This window comes from Streptomyces sp. NPDC045701, from assembly GCF_056432045.1.
In genome coordinates this window covers 84,760-98,056 of sequence record NZ_JBWKJV010000002.1, presented here as the reverse complement: position 1 = coordinate 98,056, position 13,297 = coordinate 84,760, and the positions used below count along the sequence as shown (strand labels likewise).

10 protein-coding genes are annotated in these 13,297 nt (G+C 72.6%); 7 read left to right on the top strand and 3 right to left on the bottom strand.

Annotated features, from left to right (window positions below; genetic code table 11):
- Window positions 1-51: 51 nt before the first annotated feature.
- Window positions 52-1,038, top strand: coding sequence for a DNA polymerase III subunit delta (holA, locus tag AC07DW_RS02710; RefSeq protein ID WP_478855804.1), 987 nt, complete (start codon window positions 52-54; stop codon window positions 1,036-1,038).
- Window positions 1,039-1,341: 303 nt separating this feature from the next.
- Here the strand turns inward: holA and rpsT are convergent, their stop codons facing one another.
- A complete protein-coding gene (rpsT, locus tag AC07DW_RS02705) occupies window positions 1,342-1,608 on the bottom strand; it encodes a 30S ribosomal protein S20 (protein ID WP_064069563.1) in 267 nt (88 codons plus the stop codon).
- A gap of 208 nt (window positions 1,609-1,816) precedes the next feature.
- On the opposite strand from rpsT, the gene lepA reads away from it, so the two are divergent.
- From lepA to hemW, 4 genes are all read left to right on the top strand, one after another.
- A complete protein-coding gene (lepA, locus tag AC07DW_RS02700; protein WP_478855803.1) occupies window positions 1,817-3,688 on the top strand; it encodes a translation elongation factor 4 in 1,872 nt (623 codons plus the stop codon).
- A gap of 334 nt (window positions 3,689-4,022) precedes the next feature.
- Window positions 4,023-5,912: an AMP-dependent synthetase/ligase gene (locus AC07DW_RS02695; RefSeq protein WP_478855802.1), complete on the top strand. Its 1,890-nt coding sequence runs from the start codon at window positions 4,023-4,025 to the stop codon at window positions 5,910-5,912.
- Between the two features lie 151 nt (window positions 5,913-6,063).
- Entirely contained in the window at window positions 6,064-8,082 is a 2,019-nt protein-coding gene (locus AC07DW_RS02690) for a SpoIIE family protein phosphatase (protein WP_478855801.1), read from the top strand.
- Between the two features lie 27 nt (window positions 8,083-8,109).
- Entirely contained in the window at window positions 8,110-9,342 is a 1,233-nt protein-coding gene (gene hemW, locus AC07DW_RS02685; protein WP_478855800.1) for a radical SAM family heme chaperone HemW, read from the top strand.
- Window positions 9,343-9,418: 76 nt separating this feature from the next.
- Here the strand turns inward: hemW and AC07DW_RS02680 are convergent, their stop codons facing one another.
- Both AC07DW_RS02680 and AC07DW_RS02675 read right to left on the bottom strand, forming a co-directional pair.
- Complete coding sequence (locus AC07DW_RS02680; RefSeq protein ID WP_478855799.1) at window positions 9,419-10,231, bottom strand: DUF3097 domain-containing protein; 813 nt, start codon at window positions 10,229-10,231, stop codon at window positions 9,419-9,421.
- A gap of 10 nt (window positions 10,232-10,241) precedes the next feature.
- The gene (locus tag AC07DW_RS02675; RefSeq protein ID WP_478855798.1) at window positions 10,242-10,964 is read right to left on the bottom strand and encodes an MBL fold metallo-hydrolase; all 723 of its coding nucleotides are present in this window, start codon (window positions 10,962-10,964) and stop codon (window positions 10,242-10,244) included.
- Window positions 10,965-11,131: 167 nt separating this feature from the next.
- Between AC07DW_RS02675 and hrcA the strand changes: the two genes are divergently transcribed.
- Both hrcA and dnaJ read left to right on the top strand, forming a co-directional pair.
- Window positions 11,132-12,148: a heat-inducible transcriptional repressor HrcA gene (gene hrcA / locus AC07DW_RS02670; protein ID WP_344355706.1), complete on the top strand. Its 1,017-nt coding sequence runs from the start codon at window positions 11,132-11,134 to the stop codon at window positions 12,146-12,148.
- Window positions 12,149-13,288: a molecular chaperone DnaJ gene (gene dnaJ / locus AC07DW_RS02665; protein WP_478855797.1), complete on the top strand. Its 1,140-nt coding sequence runs from the start codon at window positions 12,149-12,151 to the stop codon at window positions 13,286-13,288.
- Window positions 13,289-13,297: the final 9 nt, after the last annotated feature.

Sequence of the window (13,297 nt, the reverse complement as noted above, 5' to 3'; positions counted from 1 at the left end):
GGGGTCCGGGCGGGTCCGCGCTGTCGGTGGGCCGTGCGATGCTGGTTCGCGATGGCCACCAGAAAGAACCAGACCGACGACGTCCTCGCGCCCGTCACCCTCGCCGTGGGGCAGGAGGACCTCCTCCTCGACCGCGCGGTGCAGCAGGTGGTGGCGGCCGCCCGCGCGGCCGACGCCGACACGGACGTCCGTGACCTCACGCCCGACCAGCTCCAGCCCGGCACGCTCGCCGAGCTGACGAGCCCCTCGCTCTTCGCCGAGCGCAAGGTGCTGGTCGTGCGGAACGCGCACGACCTCTCCGCCGACACGATCAAGGACATCAAGGCGTACCTCGGCTCGCCCGTGGAGGACATCAGCGTCGTCCTGCTCCACGCCGGCGGCGCCAAGGGCAAGGGCCTGCTGGACGCGGCGCGGAAGGCGGGGGCGCGGGAGGTCGCGTGCCCGAAGACCACCAAGCCGGCGGAGCGTCTGACGTTCGTGCGCGGTGAGTTCCGGGCGCTCGGGCGGTCCGCGACGCCGGAGGCGTGCCAGGCGCTCGTCGACGCGGTCGGCAGCGATCTGCGGGAGCTCGCGTCCGCGGTGTCGCAGCTCGTCGCGGACGTGGAGGGCACCATCGACGAGGCGGTCGTCGGCCGGTACTACACGGGTCGTGCGGAGGCCTCCAGCTTCAACGTCGCCGACCGGGCGGTGGAGGGGCGGGCGGCCGAGGCGCTGGAGGCGCTGCGCTGGTCGCTGTCGACCGGTGTCGCGCCCGTGCTGATCACCAGCGCGCTGGCGCAGGGCGTGCGGGCGATCGGCAAGCTGTCGTCGGCGCGGGGCGGGCGTCCGGCGGACCTGGCCCGCGAGCTCGGCATGCCGCCGTGGAAGATCGACCGCGTGCGGCAGCAGATGCGCGGCTGGACGCCGGACGGCGTGGCCGTCGCGTTGCGCGCGATCGCCGAGGCGGACGCGGGGGTCAAGGGTGGCGGCGACGACCCCGCGTACGCCCTGGAGAAGGCGGTCGTCACCATCGCCCGCGCGGCCCGCTCCCGCCGCTGACCGGACGCCCCGGGGGTACGGGCTACGGGAGCCGGGCGCGGGTGCCGTTCCCAGGGCCGCGTGCCCCGGCGCCGCCGTTACGGCCGCCCGCCCGTCGGCCGGTCCTGGCCGGTGGGAAGCGGGGGCATGGCGAAGGCCCCGGTGCCGTGTTCTGGGGAAGAACGGGCGACGGGGCCTTCGGGTCATGCGTATGTGAGCTCGTACCCGCGTGGCGAACGCAGGCCGCGTACGAGCTCGGGGTGCCGGTCAGGAGCGGATGAGAGGGCCCGCTGGATCCGTCCCGGCGATCAAATCGAGAGCAGCTCAGCCCTGGAGGGAGGCAACCTTGGTGGCCAGCGCCGACTTCTTGTTGGCGGCGGCGTTCTTGTGGATGACACCCTTCGAGACAGCCTTGTCGAGCGCGCGGGAGGCGGCGCGAGCGGCCACGGTGGCCTTCTCGACGTCACCCGCGGCAGCGGCCTCACGGGCCTTGCGGATCGCGGTCTTGAGCGACGACTTGACGGCCTTGTTGCGCAGGCGCGCCTTCTCGTTGGTCTTGTTCCGCTTGATCTGGGACTTGATGTTCGCCACGAATGAGCCTTTTCAGGTTCGTAAGGATTTCTCTGATGTGTGCCACGTCGCTGAGAGGGCCACGAGACACAGCTGCCCAGGCTACCAGTCGCCCTCCGAGCGGCCCAAACCGAGCGCCCGTCCCGGTCCGTGGGACCATGGAACCTACGTATCGATCCGCCGTCGACCCGAGCAGAGACGCCCGGCGTCTCGAGAATCAGGACCCTGCGTGCCCGCGACCCCCATCCACGTGCCCGAGCCGAGCCGTACCGCCCCGGCGCTGATCCGCAATTTCTGCATCATCGCGCACATCGACCACGGCAAGTCCACCCTTGCCGACCGGATGCTCCAGCTGACCGGTGTGGTCGAGCAGCGGCAGATGCGCGCTCAGTACCTCGACCGCATGGACATCGAGCGCGAGCGCGGCATCACGATCAAGTCCCAGGCGGTGCGTCTGCCGTGGGCCCCCACCGAGGGGCCCGGCCAGGGCAGCACTCACATCCTCAACATGATCGACACCCCTGGTCACGTCGACTTCACCTACGAGGTGTCGCGGTCCCTGGCCGCGTGCGAGGGCACCATCCTGCTCGTCGACGCCGCCCAGGGCATCGAGGCGCAGACCCTCGCCAACCTCTACCTGGCGATGGAGAACGACCTCACCATCGTCCCCGTGCTCAACAAGATCGACCTGCCGGCCGCCCAGCCGGAGAAGTTCGCCGAGGAGCTGGCCAACCTGGTCGGCTGCGACCCCGACGACGTACTGCGGGTGTCCGCCAAGACCGGTATCGGCGTCGAGGCGCTGCTCAACCGGGTGGTCAAGGACGTTCCGGCGCCGGTGGGCGTCGCCGACGCGCCCGCCCGCGCGATGATCTTCGACTCGGTCTACGACTCGTACCGCGGTGTCGTCACCTACGTGCGTGTCATCGACGGGCAGCTCAACAAGCGCGAGCGCATCCGCATGATGTCCACCGGCGCTACCCACGAGCTGCTGGAGATCGGCACCAACTCGCCCGAGATGCTCCCGGCGGACGGGCTCGGCGTGGGCGAGGTCGGGTACCTGATCACCGGTGTGAAGGACGTCCGGCAGTCCAAGGTCGGTGACACCATCACCACCCTGCACAAGGGCGCCACCGAGGCCCTGGGCGGGTACAAGGACCCCAAGCCCATGGTGTTCTCCGGCCTCTACCCGCTGGACGGCTCCGACTACCCCGAGCTGCGCGACGCCCTCGACAAGCTCCAGCTCAACGACGCCGCGCTCGTCTACGAGCCGGAGACCTCCGCCGCGCTCGGCTTCGGCTTCCGCGTGGGCTTCCTGGGCCTGCTGCACCTCGATGTGATCCGCGAGCGGCTGGAACGCGAGTTCGGGCTCGACCTGATCGCCACCGCCCCCAACGTGGTCTACCGCGTCCTCATGGAGGACGGCACCGAGCACACGGTCACCAACCCGAGCGAGTTCCCCGAGGGCAAGATCAGCGAGGTGTACGAGCCGGTCGTACGCGCCACGATCCTCGCCCCCAGCGAGTTCATCGGCTCGATCATGGAGCTGTGCCAGACCCGCCGGGGCACCCTCCTCGGCATGGACTACCTCTCCGAGGACCGGGTGGAGATCCGCTACACCCTTCCCCTCGCCGAGATCGTCTTCGACTTCTTCGACCAGCTGAAGTCCAAGACCCGCGGCTACGCCTCCCTCGACTACGAGCCCACCGGCGAGCAGGCGTCCAGCCTCGTCAAGGTCGACATCCTGCTGCACGGCGACAAGGTCGACGCGTTCTCCGCGATCACGCACAAGGACGCGGCGTACGCGTACGGCGTGCGGCTCGTCGCCAAGCTGCGCGAGCTCATCCCGCGCCAGGCCTTCGAGGTGCCGATCCAGGCGGCCATCGGTTCGCGCGTCATCGCCCGCGAGACCATCCGCGCCATCCGCAAGGACGTCCTCGCCAAGTGCTACGGCGGTGACATCTCCCGTAAGCGGAAGCTGCTGGAGAAGCAGAAGGAGGGCAAGAAGCGGATGAAGATGGTGGGTTCCGTGGAGGTTCCGCAGGAAGCCTTCATCGCGGTGCTCTCCAGCGACGACGCCGCGGGCGGCAAGTCCAAGAAGTAGGGACCGGGCCGCGACGCGCGGCAACCGGAAGCAGTAGTGCCCGCATGGCGCCCGTTCGGTTCACGGACGGGCGCTTTTGCGTACCCGAGGGTGTGCCCAGGCCGTGCCCGCACCGTGATCGTGCCGTGTCCACCACGTGTCCACCACGCGGCCACGACGCGCCCGGCACGTGCCGAGCGGCGCCCCAGTCGTTATGAACCGGGTATGAAGCACCGGGGCGCAGCCCCTTACATGGCGGAGCACGGCGCTCTAACCTGATCCCGCCCGAGGGTTACTCGCCAGTTAAACAACCACCCCGTCGTGCAGCCCAGCCGCAAGCCGCCCGGAGGACGTCGTGAGCGACACCCAGACCCTGATCGAGACCCGCCCGCCCTCCGTGGCGAACCTCTTCCTGGAGCGTGTGGCGAAGACGCCCGACGCGGAGGCCTACCGCTACCCGGTCCCGGCGAGCCCCGGCCAGGGCCCCGACGAATGGAAGTCCCTCAGCTGGGGACAGGCCGCGGAGCGCGTCTACGCCATCGCCGCCGGCCTCATCGACCTGGGCGTACGGCCCGAGGAGCGGGTCGCCCTCGCGTCCGCCACCCGCGTCGAGTGGATCCTCGCCGACCTCGGCGTGATGTGCGCCGGCGCCGCGACCACCACCGTCTACCCCCAGACCAACGCCGAGGAGTCCGGGTACATCCTGGCCGACTCCGACAGCCGCGTCCTGATCGCCGAGGACGCCGCCCAGCTCGCCAAGGCCCGCGAGCGCCGCCCCGACCTGCCCCACCTCGCCCATGTCGTGGTCATCGACCCGGCCGGCGCCGAGGCGGACGCCGGTGACCCCGAGGGCTGGGTCCTCTCCCTCGCCGAGCTGGAGGAGCGCGGCCGCGCGTACCTGGAGAAGAACCCCGACGCCGTCAAGGACCGGGTCTCCGCCATCACCCCCGACCAGCTCGCCACCCTCATCTACACCTCCGGCACCACCGGCCGCCCCAAGGGCGTCCGGCTGCCGCACGACAACTGGTCCTACATGGCCAAGGCCATCGCCGCGACCGGCCTGGTCACCGGGGACGACGTCCAGTACCTCTGGCTGCCCCTCGCGCACGTCTTCGGCAAGGTGCTGACCTCCGGGCAGATCGAGGTCGGGCACGTCACGGCCGTCGACGGCCGCGTGGACAAGATCATCGAGAACCTGCCGGTCGTCCAGCCGACGTACATGGCCGCCGTGCCGCGCATCTTCGAGAAGGTGTACAACGGCGTCGCCGCCAAGGCCCGCGCCGGGGGCGGCGCCAAATACAAGATCTTCAAGTGGGCCGCCGAGGTCGCCCGCGAGTACGCCAAGGCGAGCCAGGACAACTTCCGCCGCACCGGCAACGCGGGTGTCCCCTTCGGCCTGAACGCCAAGCACAAGATCGCCGACGCCCTCGTCTACTCCAAGCTCCGCGACGCCTTCGGCGGCCGGCTGCGCGCCGCCGTCTCCGGGTCGGCGGCCCTCGCCCCCGACATCGGCTACTTCTTCTCCGGCGCCGGCATCCACATCCTGGAGGGCTACGGCCTCACCGAGTCCAGCGCCGCGTCCTTCGTCAACCCGGGCGAGGCCTACCGCACCGGGACCGTCGGCAAGCCGCTGCCCGGCACCGAGGTGCGGATCGCCGACGACGGGGAGATCCTGCTGCGCGGCCCCGGCATCATGGAGGGCTACCACGGGCTGCCGGAGAAGACCGCCGAGGTCCTGGAGTCGGACGGCTGGTTCCACACCGGCGACATCGGCGAGCTGTCGGTCGACGGCTACCTCCGCATCACCGACCGCAAGAAGGACCTGATCAAGACATCCGGCGGCAAGTACATCGCGCCCGCCGAGGTCGAGGGACAGTTCAAGGCCGTCTGCCCCTACGTCTCCAACATCCTCGTCCACGGCGCCGACCGGAACTACTGCACCGCGCTCATCGCCCTCGACGAGGCCGCGATCCTCGGCTGGGCGGAGGAGCACGGCCTGGGCGGCAAGTCCTACGCCGAGGTCGTCGCCACCCCCGAGGCCGACCGGCTCGTCCAGGGCTACGTCGACCGGCTGAACGAGGGCCTCCAGCGCTGGCAGACCATCAAGCGGTTCCGGCTCCTGCCGCGCGACCTCGACATCGAGCACGGCGAACTGACGCCCAGCCTCAAGCTCAAGCGCCCCGTGGTGGAGCGCGAGTACAAGCACCTGATCGACGAGATGTACGCCGGGACCAGGGAGGACTGACCCCCGGAACGTCACGACGGGGCCGCGCCGGGCAGGTGCGGCCCCGTTCGCGCGGGCGAGTTCGATGACTCGGCGCTTATGCACGTGCTCGATCTGTCACCCTGTCGGTGTCCGACCACGAGCCGACCCAGGAGCCGACGAGGAGCCGCACGTGGCGTCCTTTCCGACACAGCGCGCGACGACGGGTGAGTTGGCGCTGCCGCCCCACCACCCGCCGCCGGGCCAGTCCGTCACGCGCACCAGCCTGCCGGGCAACCCCCTCGCGCCGTCCGCCGCCCGCCGCTTCGTCCGCGCCGCGCTCGCCGACTGGACCGGCCTGGCGCTGCCCGCCGCCGCGGCGATCACCGACCGGGTCGCCCACGACGCCGTCCTGGTCGTCGGCGAACTCGTCACCAACGCGGTCGTCCACGCCGGCACCACGGTCGAGCTCCTCTTCCGCCTGGAGGACCCCGTCGACGGCCGGCCCGCCGCCCTCGTCCTGGAGGTGTCCGACCACCACCCCGCGCGGACGGTCCGCCACGACGCCTACCAGGAGGACGAGGACGGCCTCGACGAGTACGGTCGCGGGCTCCGGCTGGTCACCGCCCTCGCCGAGTGCTGGGGCATCACCTACCGCCCCGGCCTCAAGACGGTCTGGGCCCGGCTCCCGCTCGACGGCTGGGACACCTGCCCCGTACCCGGGGCCGAACCGGCCGTCCAGCGCGGGTTGCGCGCCGCGGAGATCCTCGCCCCGGCCCCGCGCCGGGTCGTGCGCGACGACCACGAGTGGGCCGGCCAGGGAGCGCTGTCGTTCCTCGCCGAGGCGTCCGACCTGCTGGCCGGCCAGCTCGACGAGGACCTGGTCGTCGCGCTCGCCGGCCAGCTCCTGGTGCCGCGGCTGGCCGACTGGTGCGCCTTCTGGCTGGAGGGCGACGGCACGGGAGGCGGCGGACCGCGGCTCGCCCGCGTGTGGCACGCCGACGAGTCGGCGCTGGAGACGCTGCGTACGGTGCTGGAGAAGGAACCCCCGCGCATGCCGGAGCCGCCCAGCACCCGCCCGGTGCCGATCCCCTGGCCATCGCCCGGCGCGAACGGCGCCGCGCGAACCGCCGGCGACGCGCACCGGGAGTGCGACCAGGAGCGCGACGCGCACCGGGAGTGCGACGGGAGCGCGGACGGCGGCGGGGCGCGGGCGGCGGCGGACGGGACCGCGCTCGCGTACCGGCTGGTGGTGGGCGGGCACGCGCTCGGCACGCTGATGCTCGGGCGGCGCGGCCGGGGCCGGATCCCCGACCCGGTCACCACCCTCGTCGAGGACTTCGCCCGCCGCGTCGCCCTCGCCGTCGGCGCGGCCCGCCGCTACACCCGGCAGGTCACCATCAGCCGGATCCTCCAGCGCGGGCTGCTGCCCAGCCAGGTGGCGCAGATCCCGGGCGTGGAGAGCCGGGTGGTGTACGAGCCCAGCGACGACGGCCTCGCGGGCGGCGACTTCTACGACGTGTTCCAGGCCGGCCCCGGGGTCCGCCGCTGGTGCTTCATGCTCGGCGACGTCCAGGGCAGCGGCCCCGAGGCCGCCGTCGTCACCGGCCTCGCCCGCCCCTGGCTGCGGCTGCTCGCCCGTGAGGACCACCGGGTGGGCCAGGTCCTCGACCGGCTGAACCGGCTGCTCCTCGACGACGCCACCGAGGCCGCCGAGGCCGCCGCCTCCATGGTCGCCGCGGCCGGTGACCTGCCCGGCGGGCCGCAGCCCCCGGCCCAGCCCCAGGCGCGGTTCCTGTCGCTGCTGTTCGGCGAGCTCGTACCGCTGGCCCCCGAGGAGGGCGGCGGGGCCCGCTGCACCCTGGCCTCCGCCGGCCACCCCCTGCCGCTGCTGCTGCGCCCGGACGGCTCCGTCACGCCCGCCGCGGTGCCCCAGGTGCTGCTCGGCGTCGTCGACGACGTCGGGTACGAGAGCCACACCTTCCACCTCGCGCCCGGCGACACCCTCCTGTGCGTCACGGACGGCGTCACCGAGCGCCGCTCCCGCACGGGCCGGATGTTCGACGACGGGGACGGCCTGGCCGAGGCCCTCGCCGGGTGCGCCGGGCTGCCTGCGCACGAGGTCGCCGAAAGGATCAAGCACGCGGTCCACGCCTTCGGCGAGACGCCGGTGTGCGACGACCTCGCGCTGCTGGTGCTCCAGGCCAGGTAGGCGCGGCGGTGACGGACAATGGGCGGTATGCCTTCCGTACTGCCCGATGGTGAGCCCATGCCCGAGGACGGCGCGCTGCCCGCGTCCGCCCTGCTCGGGGCCGGTGAGCGACCCCTCGGGTTCTATCTGCACGTGCCGTACTGCGCGACCCGCTGCGGCTACTGCGACTTCAACACCTACACCGCCACCGAGCTGCGCGGCTCCGGCGGTGTCCTCGCCTCCCGCGACAACTACGCGGTCACGCTGACCGACGAGGTGCGGCTCGCGCGGAAGGTGCTGGGCGACGACCCGCGCCCCGTGCGGACCGTGTTCGTCGGCGGCGGCACGCCCACGCTGCTCGCCGCCGCCGACCTGGTGCGCATGCTGGGCGCGATCCGGGACGAGTTCGGCCTCGCGGACGACGCCGAGATCACCACCGAGGCGAACCCGGAGTCCGTCGGCCCCGCGTACCTCGCCGAGCTGCGCGAAGGCGGCTTCAACCGGATCTCCTTCGGGATGCAGAGCGCCCGGCAGCACGTCCTGAGGGTGCTCGACCGCACGCACACCCCCGGGCGGCCGGAGGCCTGCGTCGCGGAGGCGCGCGCGGCCGGGTTCGAGCACGTCAACCTGGACCTCATCTACGGCACGCCGGGGGAGAGCGACGACGACTGGCGGGCCTCGCTCGACGCGGCGATCGGCGCGGGTCCGGACCACGTCAGCGCGTACGCCCTGATCGTGGAGGAGGGCACGCAGCTGGCGCGGCGCATCCGGCGCGGCGAGGTGCCGATGACGGACGACGACGTCGACGCCGACCGGTACCTGATCGCGGAGGACGTGCTGTCCGGCGCGGGCTTCTCCTGGTACGAGGTGTCCAACTGGGCCACCTCGGACGCGGGGCGGTGCCTGCACAACGAGCTGTACTGGCGCGGCGCCGACTGGTGGGGCGCGGGACCCGGCGCGCACAGCCACGTCGGGGGCGTGCGCTGGTGGAACGTGAAGCACCCCGGCGCGTACGCCGCCGCTCTGGCCGGGGGGCGGTCGCCCGGCGCGGGGCGCGAGGTGCTGTCGGAGGAGGACCGGCGGGTGGAGCGGGTGCTGCTGGAGCTGCGGCTGCGCGAGGGGTGCGAGCTGTCACTGCTCAGGCCCGCGGGGCTGGCCGCCGCCGGGCGCGCGGTGAGTGACGGGCTCCTGGACCCCGGTCCCTACGCGGAGGGGCGGGCCGTCCTGACGCTGCGGGGCCGGCTGCTGGCCGACGCGGTGGTGCGGGACCTGGTGGACTAGGTCCGACGGGCGCGGCCGGGGCGCCGCGGCGGGGAGCGGCCGGCGCGCCGGTGGCGGCGAGAGGGCGCGGCAGCCGTCACCCGGCCGCCTCGCCGACCGTCACGTGGTCGATCAGCCGCTCCACCGCGCCCAGCAGCTCGGATTCCAGGTCCTTGTAGGAGTGGACCTTCGACAGGATGTGCTGCCAGGCGGCGCCGGTGTTCTCCGGCCACCCCAGGGCGCGGCACACGCCCGTCTTCCAGTCCTGGCCGCGCGGGACGGCCGGCCACGCCCGGATGCCCACCGAGGAGGGCTTCACGGCCTCCCAGATGTCGATGTACGGGTGCCCCACCACCAGGGTGTGCCCGTCCGTGACGGAGGCGGCGATGCGGGACTCCTTGGAGCCGGGGACCAGGTGGTCCACCAGCACCCCCAGGCGGGCGTCCGGGCCGGGCCCGAATTCCCGGACGACGGCCGGGAGGTCGTCGACGCCCTCCAGGTACTCGACCACCACGCCCTCGACGCGCAGGTCGTCACCCCACACCCGCTCCACCAGCTCCGCGTCGTGCCGGCCCTCCACGTAGATGCGCCCCGCGCGGGCCACACGCGCGCGTGCGCCCGGTACGGCGATCGAGCCCGAGGCGGTCCGCGACGGCCGCGCGGGGCCGGCCGCCGGGCGCACCAGCGTCACCGGGCGCCCCTCCAGCAGGAAGCCGCGAGGCGCCAGCGGGAACACCCGGTGCTTGCCGAACCGGTCCTCCAGGGTCACCGTGCCCGCCTCACAGCCGATCACCGCCCCGCAGAACCCGGTGCTCACCTCCTCGACCACCAGGTCCGGTTCGGCGGGTACCTCCGGCACCGGGGCCGAACGCTTCCAGGAGGGCGTCAGGTCAGGGTCGTAAGCGCGCATCCGCCAGACGCTACGACACCCCGAAGCGGCGGGCCAGTTCCGCGCGCTGGGCGCGTACGAAGCCGGCGTCGACGACGGCTCCGTGCCCGGGGACGTACACCGCGTCCTCGCCGCCCAGTTCCAGCAGCCGGTCCAGCGCGGCCGGCCAGCGCGACGGGACGGCGTCCGGCCCGGCCTGGGGGTCGCCCGACTCCTCCACCAGGTCCCCGCACAGGACGACCTTCCGGGAGCCCGGCACCAGGACGGCCAGGTCGTGGCCGCTGTGGCCCGGGCCCACGTTGGTCAGCAGCACCTGCCGCCCGCCCAGCTCCAGCGTCCACTCGCCGCACACCAGGTGGTGCGGGGCGACCAGGACGTCGGTCGCCTCCACGGCGTCCGCCTCGGCCACGCCGTGCCGTACGGCGTCCGCCCGCAGCCCGTCCCGGTCCCCGGCCAGCACGGTGTCGACGCCGACCGCCCCGTACACCTCCGTGCCGGAGAACGCGGCCGTGCCGAGCACGTGATCGAAATGGGGGTGGCTCAGTGCGATGTGCGTCACTCTCCGGTCGCCCATGAGCGCCTGGGCCTGCGCCCGGATCTCGGCCCCCTCACGGAGCGTGGCGCCCGTGTCGTACAAGAGGGCGCCGTCCTCGCCGACCACCAACGCGGTGGTCGCGTCCCACACCGGAAGCCTCCTGCGGCCCACGCCGTCACCGAGACGCTCCCACCCGAAGTCTTCCCAACTGACGTCCATACCGCGACGCTATCGGCATCCACCAGCGTCGTCGCGCGGTAGCGTGGTCGGCCGCCCTTGCTAGGGGCGTACCCCGGCGCCGTACACTTGCCGGGGGAAGGTTGGCACTCGGGCATGGTGAGTGCCAGCGAAGCAGGAGGAACCACGGCAAGCTGGAGGTGCGCGCGGTGCTCAGCGAACGCAGACTCGAGGTCTTGCGCGCCATCGTCCAGGACTACGTGGGCACCGAGGAGCCGGTCGGCTCCAAGGCGCTCACGGAGCGCCACAACCTCGGCGTCTCGCCCGCCACCGTGCGCAACGACATGGCGGTGCTGGAGGACGAGGGCTTCATCGCCCAGCCCCACACCAGCGCCGGCCGCATCCCCACCGACAAGGGCTACCGCCTCTTCGTCGACCGGCTCGCCGGTGTCAAGCCGCTGTCGTCGCCGGAGCGGCGCGCCATCCAGAACTTCCTGGACGGCGCGGTCGACCTCGACGACGTCGTCGGCCGTACGGTGCGGCTGCTCGCGCAGCTGACCCGGCAGGTCGCGGTCGTGCAGTACCCGTCCCTGACCCGGTCCACCGTGCGCCACGTGGAGCTGCTGTCGCTGGCCCCCGCCCGGCTGATGCTCGTCCTGATCACCGACACCGGGCGCGTGGAGCAGCGCATGGTCGACTGCCCCGCGCCGTTCGGCGAGACGTCGGTGGCCGACCTGCGGGCGCGGCTGAACAGCCGCGTGGTGGGGCGGCGCTTCACGGACGTGCCGCAGCTGGTCCAGGACCTCCCCGAGTCCTTCGAGGCGGAGGACCGGGGCACCGTCTCCACGGTGCTGGCCACGCTGCTGGAGACCCTGGTGGAGGAGACCGAGGAGCGGCTGATGATCGGCGGCACCGCCAATCTCACCCGCTTCGGGCACGACTTCCCCCTGACGATCCGGCCGGTGCTGGAGGCGCTGGAGGAGCAGGTGGTGCTCCTCAAGCTGCTCGGCGAGGCCAAGGACTCGGCCATGACCGTACGTATCGGGCACGAGAACGCCCATGAGGGCCTCAACTCCACGTCCGTCGTCGCGGTCGGCTACGGTTCGGGCGACGAGGCAGTCGCCAAACTCGGCGTGGTCGGACCGACCCGCATGGACTACCCCGGAACGATGGGAGCGGTACGCGCAGTGGCACGTTACGTCGGACAGATCCTGGCGGAGTCGTAAGTGGCCACGGACTACTACGCCGTACTCGGCGTACGCCGCGACGCGTCCCAGGACGAGATCAAGAAGGCGTTCCGGAGGCTCGCCCGCGAGCTGCACCCGGACGTCAACCCCGATCCGAAGACGCAGGAGCGGTTCAAGGAGATCAACGCCGCTTACGAGGTGCTGTCGGACCCGCAGAAGAAGCAGGTCTACGACCTCGGCGGTGACCCGCTGTCCGCCTCCGGCGGCGGTGCGGGCGCGGGCGGCTTCGGCGCCGGCGGCTTCGGGAACTTCTCCGACATCATGGACGCCTTCTTCGGGACGGCGTCCCAGCGCGGGCCCCGGTCGCGGACGCGGCGCGGCCAGGACGCGATGATCCGTCTGGAGATCGACCTCAACGAGGCGGCCTTCGGCACGACCAAGGACATCCAGGTCGACACGGCCGTGGTCTGCACGACCTGTTCCGGCGAGGGCGCCGCGCCCGGTACGTCGGCCCAGACGTGCGACATGTGCCGCGGCCGGGGCGAGGTGTCCCAGGTCACCCGGTCCTTCCTGGGCCAGGTCATGACGTCCCGCCCCTGCCCGCAGTGCCAGGGCTTCGGCACCGTGGTGCCCACCCCGTGCCCGGAGTGCGCGGGCGACGGCCGGGTCCGGTCCCGCCGTACGCTCACGGTCAAGATCCCTGCCGGTGTGGACAACGGCACCCGCATCCAGCTCGCCGGCGAGGGCGAGGTCGGCCCGGGCGGCGGCCCGGCGGGCGACCTGTACGTCGAGATCCACGAGCTGCCGCACCCGGTGTTCCAGCGGCGCGGCGACGACCTGCACTGCACGGTGACCATCCCCATGACGGCGGCCTCGCTGGGCACCAAGTGCCCGCTGGAGACGCTGGACGGGCTGGAGGAGGTCGACGTCCGTCCCGGCACGCAGTCGGGCCAGTCGATCCCGCTGCACGGGCGCGGCGTCACGCACCTGCGGGGCGGCGGACGCGGTGACCTCATCGTGCACGTCGAGGTGCAGACCCCCTCGAAGCTGGACCCGGAGCAGGAGAGGCTGCTGCGGGAGCTGGCGAAGCTGCGCGGTGAGGAGCGGCCGACCGGCCAGTTCCAGCCGGGGCAGCAGGGGCTGTTCTCCCGCCTCAAGGACGCGTTCAACGGGCGGTGAGCCCTCGGG

What these genes read in the sequence shown, in the direction of transcription:
- holA (WP_478855804.1), top strand. Translation starts at nt 52, where the DNA reads ATGGCCACCAGAAAGAACCAGACCGACGACGTCCTCGCGCCCGTCACC.
- hemW (WP_478855800.1), top strand. Translation starts at nt 8,110, where the DNA reads ATGCCTTCCGTACTGCCCGATGGTGAGCCCATGCCCGAGGACGGCGCG.
- AC07DW_RS02675 (WP_478855798.1), bottom strand. Translation starts at nt 10,964, where the DNA reads ATGGACGTCAGTTGGGAAGACTTCGGGTGGGAGCGTCTCGGTGACGGC.
- AC07DW_RS02680 (WP_478855799.1), bottom strand. Translation starts at nt 10,231, where the DNA reads ATGCGCGCTTACGACCCTGACCTGACGCCCTCCTGGAAGCGTTCGGCC.